At 72.6% G+C, this 21,458-nt stretch carries 24 protein-coding genes and 3 tRNA genes; 14 read left to right on the top strand and 13 right to left on the bottom strand.

The window, feature by feature from the left end:
* Positions 1 to 123 precede the first annotated feature (123 nt).
* The 10 genes from AB0F18_RS00745 to AB0F18_RS00700 all read left to right on the top strand — a co-directional run bounded on the left by AB0F18_RS00745 (position 124) and on the right by AB0F18_RS00700 (position 6,845).
* The gene (locus AB0F18_RS00745; RefSeq protein ID WP_362053029.1) at positions 124 to 1,083 is read left to right on the top strand and encodes a universal stress protein; all 960 of its coding nucleotides are present in this window, start codon (positions 124 to 126) and stop codon (positions 1,081 to 1,083) included.
* 162 nt (positions 1,084 to 1,245) lie between these two features.
* Positions 1,246 to 1,449, top strand: coding sequence for a hypothetical protein (locus AB0F18_RS00740; RefSeq protein WP_362053026.1), 204 nt, complete (start codon positions 1,246 to 1,248; stop codon positions 1,447 to 1,449).
* 216 nt (positions 1,450 to 1,665) lie between these two features.
* A complete protein-coding gene (locus AB0F18_RS00735) occupies positions 1,666 to 2,214 on the top strand; it encodes a hypothetical protein (RefSeq protein WP_362053023.1) in 549 nt (182 codons plus the stop codon).
* 62 nt (positions 2,215 to 2,276) lie between these two features.
* A complete protein-coding gene (gene tadA / locus AB0F18_RS00730; protein ID WP_362053135.1) occupies positions 2,277 to 2,705 on the top strand; it encodes a tRNA adenosine(34) deaminase TadA in 429 nt (142 codons plus the stop codon).
* Positions 2,706 to 2,777: 72 nt separating this feature from the next.
* Positions 2,778 to 2,862: transfer RNA gene (locus tag AB0F18_RS00725), tRNA-Ser, on the top strand.
* Positions 2,863 to 2,949: 87 nt separating this feature from the next.
* Positions 2,950 to 3,240, top strand: coding sequence for a hypothetical protein (locus AB0F18_RS00720; protein ID WP_362053020.1), 291 nt, complete (start codon positions 2,950 to 2,952; stop codon positions 3,238 to 3,240).
* Between the two features lie 377 nt (positions 3,241 to 3,617).
* Complete coding sequence (locus AB0F18_RS00715) at positions 3,618 to 3,779, top strand: hypothetical protein (protein ID WP_167747595.1); 162 nt, start codon at positions 3,618 to 3,620, stop codon at positions 3,777 to 3,779.
* A gap of 215 nt (positions 3,780 to 3,994) precedes the next feature.
* Positions 3,995 to 4,870 carry an RNA polymerase sigma factor SigF gene (locus AB0F18_RS00710; protein WP_362053017.1) on the top strand — a complete coding sequence of 292 codons (876 nt, stop codon included), beginning with the start codon at positions 3,995 to 3,997 and terminating at the stop codon, positions 4,868 to 4,870.
* A 231-nt stretch (positions 4,871 to 5,101) separates the two neighbouring features.
* Positions 5,102 to 5,941: an RNA polymerase sigma factor SigF gene (locus AB0F18_RS00705; RefSeq protein ID WP_362053014.1), complete on the top strand. Its 840-nt coding sequence runs from the start codon at positions 5,102 to 5,104 to the stop codon at positions 5,939 to 5,941.
* 61 nt (positions 5,942 to 6,002) lie between these two features.
* Positions 6,003 to 6,845 (top strand): hypothetical protein, encoded by an 843-nt coding sequence (locus AB0F18_RS00700; protein ID WP_362053011.1) that lies wholly within the window; start codon positions 6,003 to 6,005, stop codon positions 6,843 to 6,845.
* 16 nt (positions 6,846 to 6,861) lie between these two features.
* On the opposite strand, the gene AB0F18_RS00695 is transcribed toward AB0F18_RS00700, so the two are convergent.
* Complete coding sequence (locus tag AB0F18_RS00695) at positions 6,862 to 7,095, bottom strand: hypothetical protein (protein ID WP_362053008.1); 234 nt, start codon at positions 7,093 to 7,095, stop codon at positions 6,862 to 6,864.
* 72 nt (positions 7,096 to 7,167) lie between these two features.
* On the opposite strand from AB0F18_RS00695, the gene AB0F18_RS00690 reads away from it, so the two are divergent.
* Together AB0F18_RS00690 and AB0F18_RS00685 are read left to right on the top strand one after the other, a co-directional pair.
* Positions 7,168 to 7,644: a MarR family transcriptional regulator gene (locus tag AB0F18_RS00690; RefSeq protein WP_362053005.1), complete on the top strand. Its 477-nt coding sequence runs from the start codon at positions 7,168 to 7,170 to the stop codon at positions 7,642 to 7,644.
* A 13-nt stretch (positions 7,645 to 7,657) separates the two neighbouring features.
* Positions 7,658 to 9,268, top strand: a complete 1,611-nt coding sequence (locus AB0F18_RS00685; protein WP_362053003.1) for an MDR family MFS transporter — start codon at positions 7,658 to 7,660, stop codon at positions 9,266 to 9,268.
* A gap of 101 nt (positions 9,269 to 9,369) precedes the next feature.
* Here AB0F18_RS00685 and AB0F18_RS00680 read toward each other — a convergent pair whose 3' ends face one another.
* From AB0F18_RS00680 to AB0F18_RS00640, 9 genes are all read right to left on the bottom strand, one after another.
* On the bottom strand, positions 9,370 to 10,014 hold the full coding sequence (locus AB0F18_RS00680) for a TetR/AcrR family transcriptional regulator C-terminal domain-containing protein (RefSeq protein WP_362053000.1): 645 nt from the start codon (positions 10,012 to 10,014) through the stop codon (positions 9,370 to 9,372).
* 90 nt (positions 10,015 to 10,104) lie between these two features.
* Positions 10,105 to 12,369: a glycosyltransferase family 39 protein gene (locus AB0F18_RS00675; RefSeq protein ID WP_362052997.1), complete on the bottom strand. Its 2,265-nt coding sequence runs from the start codon at positions 12,367 to 12,369 to the stop codon at positions 10,105 to 10,107.
* Entirely contained in the window at positions 12,366 to 13,640 is a 1,275-nt protein-coding gene (locus AB0F18_RS00670; RefSeq protein WP_362052994.1) for a bifunctional glycosyltransferase family 2/GtrA family protein, read from the bottom strand. The genes AB0F18_RS00675 and AB0F18_RS00670 overlap by 4 nt, the downstream gene beginning before the upstream one ends.
* A gap of 25 nt (positions 13,641 to 13,665) precedes the next feature.
* Complete coding sequence (locus AB0F18_RS00665; RefSeq protein ID WP_362052991.1) at positions 13,666 to 15,231, bottom strand: HAMP domain-containing sensor histidine kinase; 1,566 nt, start codon at positions 15,229 to 15,231, stop codon at positions 13,666 to 13,668.
* Positions 15,231 to 15,998, bottom strand: coding sequence for a response regulator transcription factor (locus AB0F18_RS00660; RefSeq protein WP_362052988.1), 768 nt, complete (start codon positions 15,996 to 15,998; stop codon positions 15,231 to 15,233). The genes AB0F18_RS00665 and AB0F18_RS00660 overlap by 1 nt, the downstream gene beginning before the upstream one ends.
* An 85-nt stretch (positions 15,999 to 16,083) precedes the next feature.
* Complete coding sequence (locus AB0F18_RS00655) at positions 16,084 to 16,965, bottom strand: amidohydrolase family protein (protein WP_362052986.1); 882 nt, start codon at positions 16,963 to 16,965, stop codon at positions 16,084 to 16,086.
* Positions 16,949 to 17,287 (bottom strand): antibiotic biosynthesis monooxygenase, encoded by a 339-nt coding sequence (locus AB0F18_RS00650; RefSeq protein ID WP_362052983.1) that lies wholly within the window; start codon positions 17,285 to 17,287, stop codon positions 16,949 to 16,951. Before AB0F18_RS00650 ends, AB0F18_RS00655 begins: the two co-directional genes overlap by 17 nt.
* 89 nt (positions 17,288 to 17,376) lie before the next feature.
* Positions 17,377 to 18,267, bottom strand: coding sequence for a DUF2797 domain-containing protein (locus tag AB0F18_RS00645; protein WP_362052980.1), 891 nt, complete (start codon positions 18,265 to 18,267; stop codon positions 17,377 to 17,379).
* Positions 18,264 to 18,698 (bottom strand): Lrp/AsnC family transcriptional regulator, encoded by a 435-nt coding sequence (locus AB0F18_RS00640; RefSeq protein WP_362052977.1) that lies wholly within the window; start codon positions 18,696 to 18,698, stop codon positions 18,264 to 18,266. Before AB0F18_RS00640 ends, AB0F18_RS00645 begins: the two co-directional genes overlap by 4 nt.
* Before the next feature lie 108 nt (positions 18,699 to 18,806).
* Between AB0F18_RS00640 and AB0F18_RS00635 the strand changes: the two genes are divergently transcribed.
* Entirely contained in the window at positions 18,807 to 19,733 is a 927-nt protein-coding gene (locus tag AB0F18_RS00635; RefSeq protein WP_362052974.1) for an SMP-30/gluconolactonase/LRE family protein, read from the top strand.
* A gap of 15 nt (positions 19,734 to 19,748) precedes the next feature.
* Here AB0F18_RS00635 and AB0F18_RS00630 read toward each other — a convergent pair whose 3' ends face one another.
* The 3 genes from AB0F18_RS00630 to AB0F18_RS00620 all read right to left on the bottom strand — a co-directional run bounded on the left by AB0F18_RS00630 (position 19,749) and on the right by AB0F18_RS00620 (position 20,752).
* Entirely contained in the window at positions 19,749 to 20,114 is a 366-nt protein-coding gene (locus AB0F18_RS00630) for a PH domain-containing protein (RefSeq protein WP_362052971.1), read from the bottom strand.
* 214 nt (positions 20,115 to 20,328) lie between these two features.
* Positions 20,329 to 20,401, bottom strand: a tRNA-Arg gene (locus AB0F18_RS00625).
* 260 nt (positions 20,402 to 20,661) lie between these two features.
* A tRNA-Ser gene (locus AB0F18_RS00620) sits at positions 20,662 to 20,752 on the bottom strand.
* 222 nt (positions 20,753 to 20,974) lie between these two features.
* Here AB0F18_RS00620 and AB0F18_RS00615 point away from each other — a divergent pair.
* Positions 20,975 to 21,394, top strand: coding sequence for an SSI family serine proteinase inhibitor (locus tag AB0F18_RS00615; RefSeq protein WP_362052968.1), 420 nt, complete (start codon positions 20,975 to 20,977; stop codon positions 21,392 to 21,394).
* Positions 21,395 to 21,458: the final 64 nt, after the last annotated feature.

Here is a 21,458-nt window from a genome sequence, read left to right as displayed (position 1 = left end):
AAACGGCCGCTGTTCGCGACCTGCTGCCAAAAGGCTACGCGGTGCAGCGGGCGCGGCGCGTCCCCCCACGGCATCGGGTGGGCCCGAGATGCGGGCCGCCCCGATGCCCAGCACCCTTGACTGATGAGCAACGGCCATGTGCGCAAGGGACCGGTCATCGCCGCCGTCGACGGATCCGACCACAGCCTGCGCGCCCTGGAATGGGCCCGCCTGGCCGCCCTGCGCCACGGCACCGGCCTGCTGGTCGCGCACGTCCTGCCCGAGCTCTCCCAGCTGTACGCGGGGCGCCGCTCGGCCCTGCACGACCCGAACGAACCCGAGGAGTACGCCGACCCCGTGGGCGACCGCGTCCGCGCCCTGCTGGAGTCGGGCCCGGAGCTCCCGCGGGAGGTGCGCTACGAGGCCCTGGAGGGCTCCGTACCCGAGGCGCTGCGGGCCATCAGCGCGGAGACCGCGCCCCTGATGCTGGTCATGGGCTCCCGGGGCCGCGGCGGGTTCGCCACCCTGCTGCTCGGGTCGAGCAGCAGGGCCGTGGCCACCACCGCGACCTGCCCCGTGGTGGTGGTCCCGCACGAGGAGCGCGCGGCGGAGGACGCCGAGGGGGCCTCGGCCGGGCGGGTGGTGCTCGGGCTGCACGCCGCCGAGACGCCCGAGGACGTACTGGCCTTCGCGTTCGCGGAAGCCGCCGCCCGGGGGACCACCGTCCAGGTGGTCTCGGCGTACGTCCTGCCGCCCGGTCCGATGATGGTGATCGACAGCCCCTTCGCGGTGGTCCCGCCCGAGGCGCTCGCCGACGGCGCGGACGGGGTGCCCGCCGAACGGGAGATGCTGCGGGCGCAGACGGAGCGCCTGGCCCCGCTGCGGGCCCGGTGGCCGGACGTGCCGGTCGAGCAGGCCGCCGTACCCGGGGACGCGGCGGGGCGGCTGGTCGAGGCCTCCCGGTCGGCGGCGCTGGTCGTGGTGGGCCGCCACCACCCGCGCCGGCGGTCCCTGCTGATCGGGTCGGTGGCGCACGCGGTGCTCCAGCACGCGCACGGGCCGGTGGCCGTCGTCCCGGCGCTCACGGACGACGAGGTCGCCTGAGACCACCCGGCGTGACCTGAGCCCTCAGATGGGCCCGGCCCTGACCTGGGGCGATCCGGAAGAGGGTGGCATCAAACGCGCCGACGGGGGGAAGGTGGGAGCCGGGGGGTCTGCTTCGCGACGGCGGAGGAGGACGACCGGACCAGCCGGGGATGGTGGCCGATGCCCAAGACGCAGCCCGAGAAGGACAACAAGGGGAGCGAGGCGGACAGAGCGCCGGAGACGGCGGCGCAGCGCAGGGCGCGACGTGCCCAGTTCCTGCGCGACCTGATGGAAGCCCGGGCGCTGCGCGACCGGGTGCAGCCCCGGCGTGCCCGCGCGGCCCGGATGCGCCAGCAGATGCGGATGCGTACGTTCCGTTGGTGACGGGCACGATGCCCACGGCAGCGACCGGCTCCTGACCGGCCCTCCGACCGGCGCCGCGACACGGCCGCCGCGCGGAAGACCTCTCGCAAAGCCGCTGTTTCTGCCACGATGCCGATTGGGCGGGGTGCGAACAGCTTGTGTCACGACCGTTCACACCCCAACCTCCGGCCGGGGGGACCTCCAACCGGCACGCCTATGACCAGTGGGAGAGTCACGGTGTATTTCGCCGCACTGCTCGCGCGCACCGAAGACGGGTGGGAAGCGAGCGACATGGAACTCGACGACGTCGAGTCCCTCAGTGATCTGATCGATCTCGCCCGGTCCGCCGCTGTCGACGACGACACGGTGGTCGCCCTCATCGAGCAGGAGGACGCCTGGTTCGGCGTCATCCGCGTGGACGGGGAGGAGGACCCCCGGTACTACGTGTCGAACGCCTCCGTGGCGAACCGAAGCTCCTACGGATCGATGCTGACCAAGGAGCTGCTGGGCAACGACGAGGAGGTCGACGAACTCGACGACCTGGACCTGGACGGCACCGAGGACGGCGAGGACGAAGCGGTCTCCGCGTTCACGGACGAGGACGCGGACGCGGACGACGCGGTGGGGACCGGCTCCGAGCCGGTACCGGCCGGGCCGCTCGGCGATCCCCGCCTGCTGGAGGACCTCGGGGTCGGCAACAAGGAGCTGATGTCCCTCGACTCGGACGCCCTCTCGGAGATCGCCGAGGCCCTCGGCGCCACCGAGGTCCTGGAGGCCGTCCGCTAGTGATCACCGCGCACGACACCCCGTACGCCCCCGACCCGGTACGGGACCCCTGGCGGGACTCCATGCGCCTCGCGCTGGACGAGGCGGCCCTCGCGGTACCGGCCGGCGACGTGCCGGTCGGTGCCGTGGTCCTCGGGCCCGACGGGACCGTCCTCGCCACCGGGCACAACGAGCGGGAGGCCGTCGGCGATCCCACGGCGCACGCCGAGGTCCTGGCGCTGCGCCGGGCGGCCGCCCGGCTCGGGGAGTGGCGGCTCACGGGGTGCACCCTGGTGGTCACCCTGGAGCCGTGCGTGATGTGCGCGGGTGCCCTCGTCCAGTCCCGGGTGGCCCGGGTCGTCTACGGCGCGGGGGACGAGAAGGCGGGCGCGGCCGGGTCGCTGTGGGACCTCGTACGCGACCGCAGGCTCAACCACCGGCCGGAGGTGATCCGCGGAGTGCTGGAAGAGGAGTGCGCGCGGCAGCTGACGGATTTCTTCCGGGAGCGCTGAGACGGAGGGGTGAGCAGGGCCACGTGACCCGGAGTTGCAAAGCACTCCCCACCTTCGGCTAGGATCTCTCTCGGTGGTGTGTCCGAGTGGCCGAAGGAGCTCGCCTCGAAAGCGAGTATGGGGCAACCCATCGGGGGTTCAAATCCCTCCACCACCGCTCTTGACCGAGAGCCCCGGTTCGTACGAACCGGGGCTCTCGTGCATGCCCGCCGTGACCGGGCGTCCCCTCGGCCGTTGACACGGCATGACCAAGACCCAGCGCATCCTCGCCGCCTTCGCCCTCGCGGGGGCCGCCGCGGGCCTCGCCGCTCCTGCCGCCTCGGCCGCCCCGCCCGCCCCGCTCACCCTCCCGGACCTGCCGACGGCCGCCCCGGGCATGCCGGCGGGGGCCCAGCCGGCCTCCGTCCAGGACATCGGGGCGAAGGTCGGCGAGGGGGCCAACCAGCTCAACCAGCTGATGACGCTGCCGGACCAGCTCCAGCCCGCGATCGCCCCCGTACAGCCCCTGATGGGCCTGCTGGGCGCCGTCCAGTAACAGCGGGAACACGGGAGAACGGGCCGGGAACACGAAGAAGGCCCCGGCCGGAGCCGGGGCCTTCCACGCGGACGGGGGAAGTGACAACGGGGGGACACGTCACCTCCCCCGAGGAGGACGGAACCTGCCGGCCCGAGCCGCAGTCAGGGGGAAGCCTGCGGCTCGGACCCCGCAGTGAGGTCCTGTCCCTCACCCACCGGTTTCCTGCCAGAACCGGTGGGCTCGTGTCCCATCCTGCGCCTCCCACGACCGGACACCCAGCGGCAAAGGGCCCGTACGACAGGGTCATTGGTCCTTAAAGGACAGGTGAGTGTCCAAACCTGACCGGTTAGACTCACCCGACTTTGCAGTACCGGTTGGGGAGGCCGACACCGCTCATGGACACCAAGAAGCTCATCACGGGCGCCCTCACGGTGTTCGTCCTCTTCGTGATCATCACCCAGCCCAAGCGGGCTGCCGAGATGGTGGGAATAGGCTTCCAGGGCATATCGGATGCCGCATCCGGCATCGGCGAGTTCATCACCGAACTGGTGACCTGAACCCGTACGCTGAAGCGATTTCCGGACATCCAGGCCCCCCACTCCGCGGGTGGGGGGCCTTTCGCGTTCACGACGGTAAAAAGAATACCCCTAAATGCCCAACTTGCCCTCAACACGGCTATATACGGTGCTTGCGCATAGTGCACATCTCTTGTGATGCTATGACCGCTTTTGACGGATGAGACGGATGAGTTGACCGAAGGGGTGGCGTGACCGTGCCGGCCAGTACTGCGCCTCAGGTGCCTCCCCAGCAAGAACCCCGCCAGGAGCCGCACGAGCAGCCCGCCGACCCCCCGGAACCGGCGGCCACCGCCCCGAGACCGCAGAGCCGGGGCGCCGACACCCGGGCCCTGACCCAGGTCCTCTTCGGCCAGCTGAAGGGCCTGGAACCGGGCACCAGCGAGCACAACCGGGTGCGCGGGGCCCTGATCGAGGCCAACCTCCCGCTGGTGCGCTACGCGGCCGCCCGCTTCCGCAGCCGCAACGAGCCGATGGAGGACGTGGTCCAGGTCGGCACCATCGGGCTGATCAACGCGATCGACCGGTTCGACCCCGAGCGCGGGGTGCAGTTCCCGACCTTCGCCATGCCGACCGTCGTGGGCGAGATCAAACGGTACTTCCGCGACAACGTCCGCACCGTCCACGTCCCGCGCCGCCTCCACGAGCTGTGGGTGCAGGTCAACGCCGCCACCGAGGACCTCACCACCCTCCACGGCCGCACCCCCACCACCCCCGAGATCGCCGAGCGGCTGCGGATCAGCGAGGACGAGGTGCTCTCCTGCATCGAGGCCGGCCGCAGCTACCACGCGACCTCCCTCGAAGCCGCCCAGGAGGGCGACGGGATGCCCGGGCTGCTCGACCGGCTCGGCTACGAGGACCCCGAGCTGGCCGGCGTCGAACACCGCGACCTCGTCCGCCACCTGCTCGTACAGCTGCCCGAACGGGAGCAGCGGATCCTCCTGCTGCGGTACTACAACAACCTGACGCAGTCGCAGATCAGCGCCGAGCTCGGGGTCTCCCAGATGCACGTCTCCCGGCTGCTCGCCCGCAGCTTCGCCCGTCTGAGATCCGCAAACAGGATCGAGGCTTAACCGGATCGGGTGGAGGCCCGCCCGCGATTCCCTACAGAACCGGCTCATTCCGCTCGGTCGGATCTCTGTCGCTGGAGATACTTGTCGACATGGCGCTACAGCGTGTTGCCGACATGTGACATTCTGCTGGAACCGCGTTTGCCGCAGCCCCGCCTCCGGTATTCAGGTGGAGGCTGCGTTCCTCCGACGGGCGCGCCGATACGCGACCGTCCGCGACCTCAAGGGGGTGGCATGTCCGTAGACCAGGGCAGCTCCAAGGTGCTCACGCTCGAAACGCGTGAGCTGCCGGCAGTGGCCGACCGCTCGGAAGCCATCGACACCCGCACCCTCTCCCGCTCCCTCTTCCAGCGACTCGCCACCCTGGACCCGGACAGCCCCGAACGGACGTACGTACGCGACACCCTGATCGAGCTGAACCTGCCACTGGTGCGCTACGCGGCGGCCCGGTTCCGCAGCCGCAACGAGCCGATGGAGGACATCGTCCAGGTCGGCACGATCGGCCTGATCAAGGCGATCGACCGGTTCGACTGCGAACGCGGAGTCGAGTTCCCGACGTTCGCCATGCCGACCGTCGTGGGCGAGATCAAACGATTCTTTCGGGACACTTCCTGGTCCGTCCGCGTCCCGCGCCGGCTCCAGGAACTGCGCCTCGCGCTGACCAAGGCCAGCGACGAACTCGCCCAGCGCCTCGACCGGTCCCCGACCGTGCCGGAGCTGGCGGCCGTCCTCGGCGTGTCCGAGGAGGAGGTCGTCGACGGCCTCGCCGTCGGCAACGCCTACACCGCCTCCTCGCTCGACTCCCCCTCCCCGGAGGACGAGGGCGGCGAGGGCTCGCTCGCGGACCGGCTGGGGTACGAGGACAGCGCGCTGGAGGGCGTCGAGTACCGCGAGTCGCTCAAGCCGCTTCTGGCCAAACTCCCGCCCAGGGAGCGGCAGATCATCATGCTGCGGTTCTTCGCGAACATGACCCAGTCGCAGATCGGCGAGGAGGTCGGCATCTCCCAGATGCACGTCTCCCGGCTGCTGACGCGGACGCTGGCACAGCTGCGGACCGGCCTGATCGGCGAGTAGCGCCCCGCTCACCGGCGGGCGCGGGGTTCACATTTGACATGGCGTCAGGAAAACTGGCGCGATGCGAACGGGATCCCGCACGGTCCGCACCCTCGCCCTGACCCTGTGCTGCACGGCCGCCGCCGCCCTCACCGGATGCGGCGGCCCGGCCCGCGAGGGCTACGCCGCCGTGGGCGCCGCGCCCCCCGGGCCCGAGCGGGGCGCGGGGGAGAACGTACCGCCGCGGGGGCAGGTGGAGTTCCAGCCGATCGCGTCGGCGGGCTCGGCCCCTTCCACGAGCGCCTCCGTCCCTACGACCCCCGGCGCGCCGGGGTCCCTGGCACCCGGGGGCTCCGCCCAGGGCGGAGCGACGGCCACCGCCCCGGCCGGCTCCGACCCCGCCCCCGGCACCCCGCCGGCCCCGGGCAACCCCGCGACCGCTCCCGGCGCCGGGGGCGCGGGCGGCGGCGACGGCACGGGCGGCGGAACCGGCTCTCCGGGCACACCGGGCACACCGACGCCCGGAACCGGCGGCACGGGCGGCACAGGGGGCTCGGGCGGCACAGGGGGCACTGGGGGCTCGGGAGGCGCCCCGTCCCCGCCGGCCACTCCGGCCACTCCGGCCGCCCTCACGCTGAGCGCCCCGGCCCGCGCGGCCGCCTCCGACCGCTGGTGCGACCGCGTCACCGTGACCTTCACCAACACCGGCTCCACCGCCGCCCGTTCGGGCACGGTCGGCTTCGCGACCCACATCATCGGCGCCCTCGGCATCGACTGGGCCACGATCACCACGACCCAGCCCCTGCCCGCCCCCATCGCGGGCGGGACCTCCAGGACGGCGGCCTACACGGTCTGCGTCGAGGCCTGGCGGGTCCCCCTGGGCATGCACGTGGAGACCCGCGGGGTCACCGCGACCTGGAGCTGAACCCGGATCGCAGGCGTCAGCGCAGCACCACCCACAGCGCCGCCCCGAACATCAGCACCAGCCCGAAGACCAGCATGAGCCAGCCGCGCGCCTTCGGACCGGACTCCTTGACCCGGCGCCGCGAGCCCGGCACGGACGGCGTCCGGGCCGCCTGGCCCTCGCCCTCCGCCACGAACGCGCGGAACATCTGAGTGCTGCCTGCGGGGTCGTACGAGCCCTCGGCGTCAGGTGAGTTGTGGTGTGCCGACATGGCTCAGGACCCTAGCGGGTTTTCCGATTCCTTTACCGCCCCACCCTCCAGATTCATTTGCCTGTAGCAACCATGCTCTTCTATGGTTGCCCTAAGCAACGAGATGGGGGCGGTCCGGTGGCCACACAGACGGCGCAGAACACCCGTTACGAGGAGCTGGCCCGCCAGCTCACCGGCGTCGGCGCGGTCAAACGCGACCTGGCCCGGACCCTGCCCCCGCACTGCCCGCCCGGCGCCGCCGCCGTCCTCACCCTGCTCGACCGGTACGGCGAGATGCGGCTCAGCCGGCTCACCGAGTTCATGGCCGTCGACATCTCCGTCAGCAGCCGGCACGTCGCCCACGTGGCACAGCGCGGCTTGATCGACCGGGAGACCGACCCCGGCGACGGCCGCTGCCGGATCCTGCGCCTGACCGACGACGGCCGCGCCATGCTCGCCGAGCTCGGCGCCCGCTACACGCACGCGCTGGAGAAGGCCCTGGCCGACTGGTCGGCCGAGGACATCGACGCACTCAACACCCTGCTGGCCCGACTCCGATCGAGCTTCTAGGCAAAGGAACCACATGGCTACGACCACACCCTCCGGTGTGCGGGGAGGCGGCCAGTCGGAGACCACGTCCGACGGCGCGCCCATGACCCACTCCCAGATCATGAAGGCGCTGTCCGGGCTCATGCTCGGCATGTTCGTGGCGATCCTGTCCTCCACGATCGTCTCCAACGCCCTGCCCCAGATCATCAGCGACCTCGGCGGCACCCAGTCCTCCTACACCTGGGTCGTCACCGCCGCCTTGCTGTCGATGACGGCCGCGACCCCGCTGTGGGGCAAGCTGTCCGACCTCTTCAGCAAGAAGCTGCTGGTCCAGATATCCCTGGTGATCTACGTCCTCGGCTCGGTGGTCGCGGGCCTGTCCCAGAACACCGGCATGCTCATCGCCTGCCGCGTCGTCCAGGGCATCGGCGTCGGCGGTCTCTCCGCCCTCGCCCAGATCGTGATGGCCGCGATGATCTCCCCGCGCGAGCGCGGCCGCTACAGCGGCTACCTCGGCGCGGTCTTCGCCGTCGCCACCGTCGGCGGCCCGCTGCTCGGCGGCGTCATCACCGACACCGACTGGCTGGGCTGGCGCTGGTGCTTCTACGTCGGCGTGCCCTTCGCGGTCATCGCCCTGATCGTCCTCCAGCGCACCCTGCACCTGCCGGTGGTCCGCCGGGACGTGAAGGTGGACTGGCTGGGCGCCTTCCTGATCAGCGGCGCCGTCTCGCTGCTGCTGATCTGGGTCACGCAGGCCGGCGACTCGTACGACTGGATCTCCTGGACCACCCTGGCGATGACCGGCGGCGCCGTCGTGCTCGGCCTGCTCTTCCTCCTCGTCGAGTCCCGCGCGAGCGACCCGATCATCCCGCTGCGGCTCTTCCGCAACAAGACCATCAGTCTGGCCTCGGCCGCCTCGCTGTTCGTCGGCATCGCGATGTTCTCCGGCACGGTCTTCTTCAGCCAGTACTTCCAGCTGGCCCGGGGCGAGTCCCCCACCATGTCGGGCATCCTGACCATCCCGATGATCGGCGGCCTGTTCGTCTCCTCCACCGTCTCCGGCCAGATCATCACCAAGACCGGCCGGTGGAAGGCGTTCCTGGTCTCCGGCGGCGTGCTGCTGACCGCCGGACTCGGGCTCCTGGGCACCCTGCGCTACGACACCCCGTACTGGCGCATCGCCCTCTTCATGGCGCTGACCGGCCTCGGCCTCGGCATGATGATGCAGAACCTGGTCCTCGCCACCCAGAACCAGGTGGCCCCCGAGGACCTCGGCGCCGCCAGCTCCGTCGTGACGTTCTTCCGCTCCCTCGGCGGCGCCATGGGCGTCTCCGCGCTGGGCGCGGTCATGGCCAACCGGGTCACCCACTACGTCAAGGACGGGCTGGCCGCACTCGGCCCGAAGGCGGCGGCCCTGGGGCACGGCGGCACCGGCGGGGGCGGCATCCCCGACCTCGACAAGCTGCCCGCGCCGCTCCGGCAGGTCATGGAGTCCGCGTACGGGCACGGCGTCGGCGACGTCTTCCTCTACGCCGCGCCCACCGCGCTGCTCGGGCTGGTGCTGGTGCTCTTCATCAAGGAGGTCGCGCTGAAGTCGAAGCCGGCCGTGCACGCCCCGGACGCGGAGGCCTCGTCGCAGGCCTGAGTCCGGCGGCCGTCAGGCCTGGGGCCTGTGTCCGTCAGGCCTGGGGCCTGTGTCCGTCAGGCCTGGGGCCGGGGGCCGTCAGGCCTGGGGCCTGTGGGCCGTCAGGCCTGGGGCCGGTGGGCGGCGGCCTTGGCCTCGATGCCCGCGATCAGGACATCGAGGGCCAGGGCGAAGTCCGCCTCGGGCGCCCGCCGCACCGTGCCCCCGCAGCCGTGCAGGGCGCAGCCGCCCAGGAACTGCGAGACGGCCAGGTGGGCGCCGGTCCGGCCGGCGTCCGCCAGCCCGGCCGCCTCCAGCAGCTGGTGCAGGGCGGCGTCGAAGGCCCGCGCGTGCGGGCCGATGTTCGGGTAGGCAACGCTGAGCGGAGCCACCCACGGGTGCTCGGCCAGCACCCTCCGGTAGCCGCGGGCCAGGGCCCGCAGCCGGCTCGGCCAGGGCTCCTCCGGGGGCGGCCCGGCCGGCAGCCGCTGCTGGCCCAGGGCGCTGTCCAGGGCCAGTTCCAGCAGATCGTGCTTGGTGTCCACGTACCAGTACAGGGACATCGCGGTGACGCCGAGCTCGGCCGCCAGCCTCCGCATGGAGAAGCGGCCGAGCCCTTCGGCGTCCAGCAGCCGCACGGTGGCGGCGGTGATCCGGTCCCGGTCCAGCCCCGAAGGGGCCTCGGTGCGGCGTCTGACGGGGGCGGCCGGCCGTACGGCCAGCCACACACTGGTCCTGGCCTCGCCCGGATCAGCCTCGGTCACCATCGAGGTGCCCTCCTCATCACAAGGGGATCAGCCCGGAATGCCCGGTCCGCCCTCTTGATGCTAGGGGGTGGCGCGTGGATCGGGGCCGCTTCAGGACGTGCCGGCCGACGGGGCCGTGAGGTCGTAGAACGTGGCCCCGCCGATGGTGGTGGACGTGAACGTGGCCTTCACCCAGCTGTCGATGGCCGTACTGACCGACCCGCCCGGGCCGCCCTGGCGGCCCGTCGTCCGGGACTCGCCGCCGGCCGCGAGGCCGCCCTGGGCGATGAACCAGTGGATCTTCCCCGTCTTCACGTACGCCTTGAACTGCTCCAGGGTCGGCGAGGGGTCGCTGCCGTTGAAGCCGCCGAGGGGCATCACCGGCCGGCCGGAGGCCAGCTGGTAACTGGCCGCGTTCTGCGAGCCGATGGCGGCCGCGGCCCACGTGTAGCGGCCGGAGTCCGCTCGCAGCGCGGCCTTGGCCTCGGCGGAGACCCGGGCCCCGTCGAGCAGCCCGCCGGCACCGCCCTGCATCCCCCGGCCCGCCCCGGGCCCGCCCGCCGCTCCGGCCGCGCCGCCGAGCGGGAGGGAGCCCGGTCCGGCGCCCTGCGGGAAGCCCTGCGGACCCCCCTGCGGCACGCCGCCCTGACCGCCCGGGCCCCCTTGGCCGCCTTGCGGCACTCCCTGCGGGGCCCCTTGCGGCGCACCGCCGCCCGGACCGCCCCCGAACATGCCCGGCAGGCCGCCCGCGAGCCGCTCCCCGCCCGGCCCGAAGCGCATCCCGCCCGGACCGCCCCGCCCGCCGGCCACCGCCGGACCGGCCGTCACGATCGACCCGGTGTGGCCGGTGCCGATGGTCGTCAGGCAGTACGCGAACGGGCCCGCGAGGGCCGCGCCCAGTCCCAGCGCCGCCGCCCCCAGCAGCACCCGGTGTCCCAGCCGGGCGGCGAACGGCAGCGCGGCGGCGGCGAGCAGCCCGCCGACGAGCACCGCCCAGCGCAGCCACGGCAGATAGCCGGAGGCGCGGCCGAGCAGCACGTACGACCAGACGGCGGTCAGGGCGAGGGTCGCGGACAGGGTGAACGCGGCGGCCCCGGCGCCCCGCTCCTCCCACAGCACGGCCACGCCCATGCCCACCAGCGCGGCCACGAACGGCGCGAGCGCCACCGTGTAGTACTCGTGGAAGATGCCCTGCATCCAGCTGAACACCACGGCGGTGATCAGCAGGCAGCCGCCCCAGGCCAGGAAGGCCGCGCGGGCCATGCCCTGGAGGGAGTCGGCGGCCCGGCCGGCCCGCCAGGTCACCACCAGCCCGGCCACCAGCAGCACCAGTGCAGCGGGTAGCAGCCAGGAGATCTGGCCGCCCACGGTGTCCGAGAACAACCGGCCGACGCCGGTCTCCCCCCAGCCGCCGCCCCGCGGGCCCGGCCCGCCCTCGGGCATCCCGTACCCGCCGAAGGCGCCCGCGGCCCCGCCGGTCCGCCCGCCGCCCACGCTGCCGGTCTCGTTGCCGTTGAGGCGGCCGAGCCCGTTGTAGCCGAAGGTCAGCTCCAGGAAGGAGTTGTGCTGCGAGCCCCCGATGTACGGGCGCGAGGAGGCGGGCCACAGCTCCACGACGGCCACCCACCAGCCGCCGGCCACCACCATGGCCGCCCCGGCGAGCAGCAGCTGCCCGAGCCTCCTGCGCAGCCGGGTCGGCGCGCAGACGGCGTACAGCAGGGCCAGCGGCGGCAGGATGACGAAGGCCTGGAGGGTCTTGGTCAGGAAGCCCAGACCGATGGCCACCCCTGCCCCCACCAGCCACCCGGTCCGTGCCCCGTCGAGGGCCCGCAGCACGCAGTACACGGTGACCGTGAGCAGCAGGGTCAGCAGCGCGTCGGGGTTGTTGAAGCGGAACATCAGCGCGGCGACGGGTGTGAGCGCGAACGCGGCCCCGCTCAGCAGCGCGGCCGCGGGCCCGAACTGGCGGCGCACGGCGGCGTACAGGACGGCGGTGGTGGCGACGCCCATCAGGGCCTGCGGGATAAGGATCTGCCAGGATCCGAGCCCGAACATCCGGACGGACAGCATCATCGGCCACAGGGCGGCCGGGGGCTTGTCGACGGTGATGGAGTTCCCGGCGTCGGAGGAGCCGAAGAAGAAGGCCTTCCAGCTCTCGGAACCGGCCTGCACGGCGGCGGAGTAGAAGGAGTTGGCATAGCCGGACGCGCCCAGGTTCCACAGCAGGAGCACGGCGGTGGCGAGCAGCAGCGCCGCGTACGCGGGCCGTTCCCAGCGGGGCCGGCCGGTGGCGGCGCGGTGCGCGGCCACGTCCCGGGCCGGGGCGGGGGCCCGTTCGGGGAACGGGGAGTCGACGGGCGGTAGGGCGGTGGTCATCGGTGGTCGTCCTTCGTGGGAACGGGGGCGGTGCGGCGCTCGGGGAAGACCCAGGCGCGGAAGAGCAGGAACCGCAGCACGGTGGCGGCGAGGTTGGCGGTGATCAGCACGGCCAGTTCGGTGCCGTGGGCGGGGTCGTCGGTGGCCGCGCCGAGGGCGGCGAGCGAGCCGCTGGTCAGGGCGAGTCCGATGGCGAACACGACGAGGCCCTGGGCCTGGTGGCGCAGGGCGCGGGCGCGGCCCCGGACGCCGAAGGTGAGCCGGCGGTTGGCGGCGGTGTTGGCCACGGCGGAGACCAGCAGGGCGGCGGCGTTGGCGGCCTGCGGTCCGGTGCCGAGCCGGAAGAGGGAGTACAGGGCGAGGTAGCAGAGGGTGGACAGCGCGCCGACCGCGCAGAAGCCGAGCAGCTGGCGGGCCAGCCCGCGTGGCACCCCGGGCAGGGCGGTGCGGTCGCGGGGGTCGTCGCCGAAGGGGCGGGCTAGCCGGTCGAGGGGGAGCGCCCCGAGGGCCAGCGCCCGGCCCACCCGCCAGACGCCCTTCAGGTCCTCGGTGGCGGTCTTCACGATGTGGACCGTGGACTCGGGGTCGTCGACCCAGTCCACGGGCACCTCGTGGATGCGCAGCCCGGCCCGTTCGGCGAGGACCAGCATCTCGGTGTCGAAGAACCAGCCGGTGTCCTCGACGAGGGGCAGCAGCCGTTCGGCGACCTCCCGGCGGATGGCCTTGAAGCCGCACTGGGCGTCGCTGAAACGGGCGGCGAGCGAGGAGCGCAGCAGCAGGTTGTAGGCGCGGGAGACGAACTCCCGCTTCGCTCCGCGCACCACCCGTGAGGAGCGGGCGAGCCGGGTGCCGATGGCCAGGTCGGAGTGGCCGGAGATGAGCGGGGCGACCAGCGGCAGCAGCGCGTTCAGGTCGGTGGAGAGGTCCACGTCCATGTAGGCGAGGACGGGGGCCTCCGACCGGCTCCAGACGGTGCGCAGGGCGCGGCCGCGGCCCTTCTCCTCCAGCCGGACGCTGTGTACGCCGGGGATGCCGGCGGCGAGTTCGGCCGCGCACGCGGGGGTGCGGTCGGTGCTGGCGTTGTCGGCGATGGTGATGCGGAACGGGTACGGAAAGGTCCGGGTGAGGTGTGCGTGCAGTCGGCGCACGCAGGGGCCGAGGTCCTTTTCCTCGTTGTAGACCGGGATCACCACGTCGAGTACGGGCTCGCCAGGCGCGGGCGCGAGGGGCGCCCGGGCCGGGAGGGCGTCGGAAGAGGTGTCGGTTGGCATGGTCCGACCCTCACCGGGCGCCCTGTCACCTCGATGTGCTGAGCCTGTGGCCGCTCTGTGAGTCCGTCCGCGGGACGGGCCGGGGGTCCGGGGCGAGGGGGAGCAGTACCTCAAAGCAGGTGCGGCCGGGTTCGCTGCGTACGTCCACCCGTCCGTCGTGGGCCGTGACCACGGCCTGGACGATGGCCAGGCCCAGGCCGGTGGAGCCCGCCGCCCGGGAGCGGGAGGCGTCGCCCCGGGCGAAGCGCTCGAAGACGTGGGGCATCAGCTCGGCGGGGATGCCGGGCCCGTCGTCCTCGATCCGCAGCCGGACGGCGGATGTTTCACGTGAAACACGGGCCGTGACGGTCGTGCCCGGCGGGGTGTGGGTGCGGGCGTTGGCGAGGAGGTTCACGAGGACCTGCTGGATGCGGGCCGGGTCGGCCAGGACGGGAGCGGGTTCCTCGGGCAGGGCCAGGTGCCAGTGGTGTCCGGGGCCGGCGGCCCGGGCGTCGCTGACGGCGTCGACGACGAGCGGGGCCAGGTCGGTGTCCTCACGGGACAGCGGGCGGCCGGCGTCCAGCCGGGCCAGCAGCAGCAGGTCCTCAACCAGCCCGGTCATGCGGGTGGCCTCGGACTCGATCCGGGCCAGCGCGTGGCGGGTGTCGGGCCCGGGCTCCTCCCGTCCCCGGCGGGTGAGTTCGGCGTACCCGCGGATGGAGGCGAGCGGGGTGCGCAGCTCGTGGGAGGCGTCGGCGACGAACTGGCGGACCTGCGTCTCGCTCTGCTGGCGGGCCGTCAGCGCCGAGGAGACGTGCCCCAGCATCCGGTTGAGGGCCGCCCCGACCTGGCCCACCTCCGTACGGGGATCCGCCTCGGCGTCGGGCACCCGCTCGTGCAGGGCCGGTTCCCCGCTGTGCAGGGGGAGTTCGGAGACGCGGGTGGCGGTGGCGGCGACCCGGCGCAGCGGGCGCAGGGCGACCGCGACCAGCGCCTGTCCGGCGAGGGAGGCGGCGATCAGGCCGGCCAGGGTGACGCAGACCTCCACGGCGATCAGGGTGTTCACGGTGGAGTCGACGCCCTTGAGCGGGAAGGCCAGCACCAGGGCGCCGTCGGGCGCGGACAGTGCCCGGTAGGCGCCGAGGCCGGGGAGGTCCACGTCCACCGGGCGGGACCCGCCCGGGCCGGCCGTCCGCGCGGCCTGGGCCAGCACGGCGGTCTGGGCCTCGGTGAGGACCTCCCGGTGGTCGAGGCCGGGGCCCTCCACGGGGGCGATGCGTGCGCCGCCGAGCACCTTCCGGGCCGGGTCGAGCCGGATCCCGGCGGCGCCCATGGGGGAGCCGGGGGCGAAGACGAAGCCGAGGCTGCTCTCGCGGGCCGCTTTGCCGGCGCCGGGGCCTCTGACGGCCATCTCGACGGAGGTGGTCAGCTGCTTGTCCAGCTCGCCCATCAGGCGGGAGCGCATGGCGAGGGTGGTGACGGTTCCGATGGCCGCGCCCACCACGGCGATCAGCGCCACCGCCGACACGACCAGCCGCGTCCGCAGCGACCACGGCCGCCGCCGGCGGGGTCCGAGCCGGCGGGGCGGCGGCCCGGGCAGTCGGAGTGCCACTACTTGGCCGGCTTGATCAGGTAGCCGGCACCGCGCCGGGTGTGGATCATCGGGGGCAGTCCGGTGCCGCCCTCCAGCTTCCGCCGCAGGTAGGAGATGTAGAGCTCCACCACGTTGGCCTGGCCGCCGAAGTCGTACGACCAGACCCGGTCGAGGATCTGCGCCTTGCTCAGCACCCGGCGCGGGTTGCGCATCAGGTAGCGCAGCAGCTCGAACTCGGTGGCGGTCAGGTGGACCTCCTGGCCGCCCCGGACCACCTCGTGGCTGTCCTCGTCGAGGCTCAGGTCGCCGACGGAGAGGACCGAGCCGCCGCGCGCGGCCTGCGCGGCACCGGAGCGGCGGACCAGGCCGCGCAGCCGGGCCACGACCTCCTCCAGGCTGAACGGCTTGGTGACGTAGTCGTCGCCGCCTGCCGTCAGGCCCGCGATGCGGTCCTCGACGGAATCCTTGGCGGTCAGGAACAGCACCGGGACCTGCGGGATCTCCCGGCGCAGCAGGCCCAGCACGGCCAGCCCGTCCATGTCCGGGAGCATGACGTCGAGGACCACCACGTCCGGCCGAAACTCCCGCGCCGCCCGCACGGCACCCGCTCCGTCACCGGCGCTGCGGACCTCGCAGCCCTCGTAGCGCAGGGCCATGGACAGCAGCTCGGAGAGCGAGGCCTCGTCGTCGACGACGAGGACCCGGCAGGCCCCGCCGTCGGGGCGCATCAGCGCCGTCGGGTTGGCGGTGGACGGGGACGCGGGGGAGGTGGTCGTCGCTGTCATACCCCCACGCTGGCCCGCGCCCCTGAGAGCGTTCTTGCCCCAACCTGTGAATCTCCTGAGAAAGGGCGCCGGGCGGCTGCGGGCCTCAGCCGGGCAGGGAGAAGAGCCGGGCGGCGTTGTCGTGGCAGACCGCGCGCAGCCAGTCGTCCCCGAGCCCGAGGCGTTCCAGGGCCTCCAGCTGGTGTTCGTAGGGGTAGGGGATGTTGGGGAAGTCGGTGCCCAGCAGGATCCGGTCCCCGAGGTCGGCGAGCCGTCCGAGGTCCCCGGGCGGGAAGCCGCTGAACCGCTCGGAGAAGTCGGTGAAGGCCATGGTGGTGTCGAGGCGTACCTCGGGATGGCGGTCGGCCAGGTCGAGGAAGTCGGCGTACTCGGGCATCCCCATGTGCGCGACGATCAAGGGCAACCGGGGGTGGCGGGCCAGCAGGCGGGCGATCGGCCCGGGCCCGGTGTGCTTGCCCGGGGCGGGCCCGGAGCCGCAGTGGATCACGACCGGGATCCGCGCCTCGGCCAGCAGTCCCCACACCGGTTCGAGCCGGGCGTCGTTCGGGTCGTACGCGCCGACCTGGAGGTGTGCCTTGAAGACGCGGGCCCCCCGCTCCACGGCCCGCGCGGTGTACGCCGCCACGTCCTCCTCGGGGTAGAAGGTCGCGGTGTGCAGGCAGTCGGGGGTGCGGGCGGCGAAGTCCTCGGCCCACGCGTTGAGCCAGGCGGCCATCGCGGGCTTGTGCGGGTAGAGCATCGAGGTGAACGCCCGGACCCCGAACTCCCGCAGCAGCGCCACCCGCTGCTCCTCCTCGTGCCGGTAGGTGATGGGCCACTCGACGCCGGTCAGCGGGCCGGCGGCGTCGAAGTAGTCCCACACCTTGCGCATCACCCGGTCCGGCATGAAGTGGGTGTGCACGTCCACCAGGCCGGGCAGGCCCAGCCGCTCGCGGAAGGCCCGGACGGCCTCAGCCGTTGCGGGCAAAGCCGTGGCTCCGCTCGACGGTCGCGACGTGCAGGGTGTAGCTCTCGTACCAGTGGGCGCGGCCGTGCTTCATGGCCGCCTGGTGCTCCAGGTCCGTGCGCCACGCGGCGAGGGACTCGTGGTCGCGGAAGTAGGCGACGGTGATCCCGAGGCCTCCGGGGGTGCGCGCGGACTCGTAGCCGAGGAAGCCGGGGTTGTCGCGGACGAGCTCGTTCATCCGGGCGTTGGTCTCCGGATATCCGCTGTCGTCGGGGGTGCGCACATTGCTGAATACGGCCATGACATAAGGCGGTTCGAACGCCTGAACGGGCTGGATGCTCATGCCCTCCACCCTCCGCGGAAGCCCCTTGGCATGTCCACCGGAAACGTCCCCGGAAGCCCAAAGGGATCCAACTTTTGACCATCCAGGCGTCAGAACAGCCCGTCCTGCCCGCCCGCCTCCGCCGGCGGGGCGATGTCCGTCAGCGGCGCGTCGGTCACCGCCCGTTCGGGGGCGGCGGCCAGTTCCCAGCCGGCCAGCAGCCGGGTGTCGACCACGAGCCCGTCCGCGAAGTGCAGGTCCGGCCCCGCGGCCCCCACCAGCCGCCCCACGACGGCCGCACCGGGCACCAGCTCCGTGACCACCCGCGCCGGAACGGGCAGCCCGGCCAGCCCGAACGGCCCGGCATGGTCGGTGATCTCGCACCCCAGCCGCTCCAGCGACTCCGGCCACCCCGCCAGCCCCGCGGCCCGCGCGTGCAGCTCGGCCACCTCCCGCGCCCGCTCGGGCTCCCCCGGCAGCCCGGCCCGTACCGCGCGCTTGCGGGCGTAGGCGATCCGGTCCGGCACCCCGAGGGCGGCGCGCAGCAGCTCCTCGGTCCGGCGTGCCGCCATCAGCGGCCCGCGCCCCAGCCAGGCCCAGGTCACCGCCCCCTGCTCCAGCAGCCGGACCGGGCCGCGCTCCTCGGCGGTGATGCCGACCTTGACCATCCCGGGTCCGAACCACGCCAGGTACACCCGGTACGGGCGCGGATCGGCGGCGTTGGTGTCGGCCGCCACCGAGAAGGACCGGTCCAGCCGCGCGCACTCGGGACACTGGGCGCTCCCGGCCCGCCCGGGCACGGTCCGGCCCGCCGGGCACGGAGTCCGCTTCCCGGCCCGCCGCACACCCAGGCAGTGCCGCTCGCCCCGGGCGGCGAAGGCCAGCGGCTGCCCGCAGGAGAGCGGGCTGCTGCGCTCCGCGCGCCCGTACCACCCGATGGCGGGCCCCCCGCCGCTCCACCGGATCCCCGTGCACTGCCAGCCCCCGGCGGAGCCGGTCACAGGGGCAGCGGCCGCTCGAAAAAGGTCTCCAGGACCACGGTCGCCTGCGTCCCGCTGACCCCGTCGATGGCGTAGAGGCGGCGCAGCACGTCCTGGAGCTGCTCGGTGGTGGCCGTGCGCACCTTCACCAGGACCGAAGCGCTGCCGGCGATGATGTGCGCCTCCTGGATCTCGGGGATGGCCGCGAAGGCCTCGGCGGACTCTCCCATCCACGCGTTGGAGTCGACCATCACGTAGGCCAGCACCCCGCTGCCGACAGCGGCCGGATCCACGTCGACGGTGGTCCGCCGGATCACCCCGCGCTCGCGCAGTTTGCGCACCCGCTCGTGGGTGGCCCCGGCCGAGAGTCCCACGGCCGTCCCGAGGGCGGCGTAGGACTGCCCCGCGTCCTCCTGGAGGCGCAGGAGCAGCGCCCGGTCGATGTCGTCCACGCGATCTTCCTCCCGTATACCTGCCCACCCTTGCGAAGACGGTACCGGATCCTGCAATCTCACCATCACACCGAATTAGATTCGGCGCCTCACTCTCATGGGGGAATCATGTTGGGCATTGCCGACCTCACCGTGTACGAGATCCTGGATGAGCGTTTCCGGACCGGCCGCTGCGCCAACGGCGACCTCCGTCTGGAGCGGCTCCACGGCGACTGCCGCTGGGCCGAGGGCCCGCTGTACCTGCCCGCCTGGCGCCAGCTGGTGTGGAGCGACATCCCCAACGACCGGATGCTGCGCTGGGACGAGGCGACGGGCGCGGTGTCCGTCTTCCGCTCCCCGGCCGGCCACTCCAACGGCAACACCCTCGACCGCGAAGGCCGCCTGATCACCTGTGAGCAGGGCAACCGGCGGGTCACCCGTACCGAACCCGACGGCAGCCTCACCGTCATCGCCGACCGCTACGACGGCAAGCGGCTCAACAGCCCGAACGACGCCGTGGTGCGCTCCGACGGTTCGGTCTGGTTCTCCGATCCCGACTTCGGCATCACCAGCGACTACGAGGGCCGGCGCGCGCCCGGCGAGATCGGCGCGTGCAACCTCTACCGGGCCGACCCGGCCACCGGCGAGGTCCGCCTCGTCGCCGACGGCTTCCTCGGACCGAACGGGCTGGTCTTCTCCCCCGACGAGAGCGAGCTGTACGCGGCCGACACCCGCGCGGGCCACATCCGCGCCTTCAAGGTCGGCGACGAAGGCACACTGAGCGGGGACCGGGTCTTCACGGCCTGCCCCTCGGTCGACAACATCCGCTTCGACGACGAGGGCCGGCTGTGGGCGGCCGCCATGGAGTCGGGCGTGCACTGTTACGCGGCGGACGGCGACCTCATCGGCCGCCTGCGCGTCCCGGAACCCGTCTCGAACATCGCCTTCGGCGGCCCGAGGAACAACCGCCTCTTCATCACCGCCACCACCTCGCTCTACTCGCTGGTGCTGTCGGTGACGGGCCTCCCCCGCGTCCTGCCCGCCCGCCGCCCCTGAGCGGGCGGGACCCGGCTAGCGCGCGACGAACTGCGTCAGGATCGCCTGCATCTCGTAGATGTCGACCCCCTTGGTGAAGGTCTTCTCGATCGGCGCCGCGCTGCCGGAGATCCATATCTTGAGCTCGGCGTCGAGGTCGAAATGCCCGGCGGTCTCCACCGAGAAGTGCGTGATGCTGCGGTAGGGGATGGAGTGGTACTCCACCTTCTTGCCCGTCAGCCCCTGCTTGTCGACGAAGACCAGCCGCCGGTCGGTGAACAGGATCGTGTCGCGCACCAGCAGGTACGCGGCATGGACCTGCTCGCCGTGCCCCAGCAGACGCGCGTAGTCCCGCTGCGCCGACATCGGGTCGACGGTGTGCGCGTTCCCGAACAGTCCCATGAGAGCCCCCCGATCAAGGTTCGAAACGATCTCCGAAAACCGTATCGGGCCGGACCCCTGGTCCACGTCCCCCGCAGGAGCCATTCCGCCCCTGACATCTTCCGGGGGAGCCCTCCCCCTTGAGTACTGCTCCAGCGGTGTCGGGCACATGACCGTCACCGCCGGGACATACGCAAGAGGCCCTCAGGATTTCTCCTGAGGGCCTCTCCGGCTGTGCACTCGGCAGGATTCGAACCTGCAACCTTCTGATCCGTAGTCAGATGCTCTATCCGTTAAGCTACGAGTGCTTGGGCTTCCCGGGGTTTTTCGCCCCGTTGGCCTTGCGAGAACAACAATACATGGACCTCGCCGGGACGCGAAATCCATTAGCCACAACGCCTCTGACCTGCGAAAACGTGCTGAAACAAGATCGTCCGCCCCGCGGCGGCCGCAGCGCGGAGGCCCCGCGGGCTACCCACGGAGGGCCACCCCAAACCCCACGGGCCCGCTTTCGAGCCCCGAACGCACCGAAGCCCCGGTCCATACGGACCGGGGCTTCGGTGAGGTGCGGAGGCGGAGGGATTTGAACCCTCGATGGGGTGTAAGCCCCAAACCGCATTAGCAGTGCGGCGCCATAGACCGGACTAGGCGACGCCTCCAGCACACCCCCGTGATGAGGGTGCGTGCAGATGATGACACAGCCGCAGGGCCGCTCACCAATCCGCTCCCACGGTACAAGGAGCCGGGCCCGCAGGGCAAAGGCTTAAGCCCCCTCGTCCACACCTGTCTCGTACCCACCCCCGTACTCCGGACGGCACGCAACGTCCGGGCGGGCGGGTCGTTGGTGAGGCGTACGACGTACGGACGACCTGGAGTGCCCCATGCTGCGTCTCGCCGCCTTCGCCGTCACCTCCGCGCTGGCCGCCGCGGCCGCCGGACCCCTGCCGCCGCTGCCCCTGGGCCGGCTGCTGGCCTCGCCCGACCGGCTGACGATCGACATCTCCAAGGCGGGCAGCCTCAACGGCCGGTACCGCCTCGACTGCCGGCCGGTCGGCGGCGACCACCCCAAGGCCGAGGAGGCCTGCGCCCGCCTCGACGAACTGGCCCGGCAGGGGAAGGACCCGTTCGCCCCCGCGCCCGGGCCCGGGGTGTGCACCTTCCAGAGCGGAGGACCTGCCACCGCTCACATCACCGGAACCTGGCACGGACAGAAAGTGGACAGCAGGTTCGGACGCGAAAACGGGTGCGACATCGCCCGCTGGGACAACCTGGAACCTGTGCTTCCGAGTGCGGGTGCCTGACCTGGGAGGATGCGGCGGATGCACGGTTTCCCCCGTTCATCCGCCCCCTCTCGACGGGACGGTG

Origin of the sequence: Streptomyces sp. NPDC029216, from assembly GCF_040648015.1 — a bacterium.
GTDB lineage: Bacteria > Actinomycetota > Actinomycetes > Streptomycetales > Streptomycetaceae > Streptomyces.
This window is presented reverse-complemented; position numbering and strand designations above follow the sequence as displayed.

What these genes read in the sequence shown, in the direction of transcription:
- AB0F18_RS00745 (WP_362053029.1), top strand. Translation starts at nt 124, where the DNA reads ATGAGCAACGGCCATGTGCGCAAGGGACCGGTCATCGCCGCCGTCGAC.
- AB0F18_RS00740 (WP_362053026.1), top strand. Translation starts at nt 1,246, where the DNA reads ATGCCCAAGACGCAGCCCGAGAAGGACAACAAGGGGAGCGAGGCGGAC.
- tadA (WP_362053135.1), top strand. Translation starts at nt 2,277, where the DNA reads ATGCGCCTCGCGCTGGACGAGGCGGCCCTCGCGGTACCGGCCGGCGAC.
- AB0F18_RS00720 (WP_362053020.1), top strand. Translation starts at nt 2,950, where the DNA reads ATGACCAAGACCCAGCGCATCCTCGCCGCCTTCGCCCTCGCGGGGGCC.
- AB0F18_RS00715 (WP_167747595.1), top strand. Translation starts at nt 3,618, where the DNA reads ATGGACACCAAGAAGCTCATCACGGGCGCCCTCACGGTGTTCGTCCTC.
- AB0F18_RS00705 (WP_362053014.1), top strand. Translation starts at nt 5,102, where the DNA reads ATGTCCGTAGACCAGGGCAGCTCCAAGGTGCTCACGCTCGAAACGCGT.
- AB0F18_RS00700 (WP_362053011.1), top strand. Translation starts at nt 6,003, where the DNA reads ATGCGAACGGGATCCCGCACGGTCCGCACCCTCGCCCTGACCCTGTGC.
- AB0F18_RS00695 (WP_362053008.1), bottom strand. Translation starts at nt 7,095, where the DNA reads ATGTCGGCACACCACAACTCACCTGACGCCGAGGGCTCGTACGACCCC.
- AB0F18_RS00690 (WP_362053005.1), top strand. Translation starts at nt 7,168, where the DNA reads ATGCTCTTCTATGGTTGCCCTAAGCAACGAGATGGGGGCGGTCCGGTG.
- AB0F18_RS00685 (WP_362053003.1), top strand. Translation starts at nt 7,658, where the DNA reads ATGGCTACGACCACACCCTCCGGTGTGCGGGGAGGCGGCCAGTCGGAG.
- AB0F18_RS00680 (WP_362053000.1), bottom strand. Translation starts at nt 10,014, where the DNA reads ATGGTGACCGAGGCTGATCCGGGCGAGGCCAGGACCAGTGTGTGGCTG.
- AB0F18_RS00675 (WP_362052997.1), bottom strand. Translation starts at nt 12,369, where the DNA reads ATGACCACCGCCCTACCGCCCGTCGACTCCCCGTTCCCCGAACGGGCC.
- AB0F18_RS00670 (WP_362052994.1), bottom strand. Translation starts at nt 13,640, where the DNA reads ATGCCAACCGACACCTCTTCCGACGCCCTCCCGGCCCGGGCGCCCCTC.
- AB0F18_RS00660 (WP_362052988.1), bottom strand. Translation starts at nt 15,998, where the DNA reads ATGACAGCGACGACCACCTCCCCCGCGTCCCCGTCCACCGCCAACCCG.
- AB0F18_RS00650 (WP_362052983.1), bottom strand. Translation starts at nt 17,287, where the DNA reads ATGAGCATCCAGCCCGTTCAGGCGTTCGAACCGCCTTATGTCATGGCC.
- AB0F18_RS00635 (WP_362052974.1), top strand. Translation starts at nt 18,807, where the DNA reads ATGTTGGGCATTGCCGACCTCACCGTGTACGAGATCCTGGATGAGCGT.
- AB0F18_RS00630 (WP_362052971.1), bottom strand. Translation starts at nt 20,114, where the DNA reads ATGGGACTGTTCGGGAACGCGCACACCGTCGACCCGATGTCGGCGCAG.
- AB0F18_RS00615 (WP_362052968.1), top strand. Translation starts at nt 20,975, where the DNA reads ATGCTGCGTCTCGCCGCCTTCGCCGTCACCTCCGCGCTGGCCGCCGCG.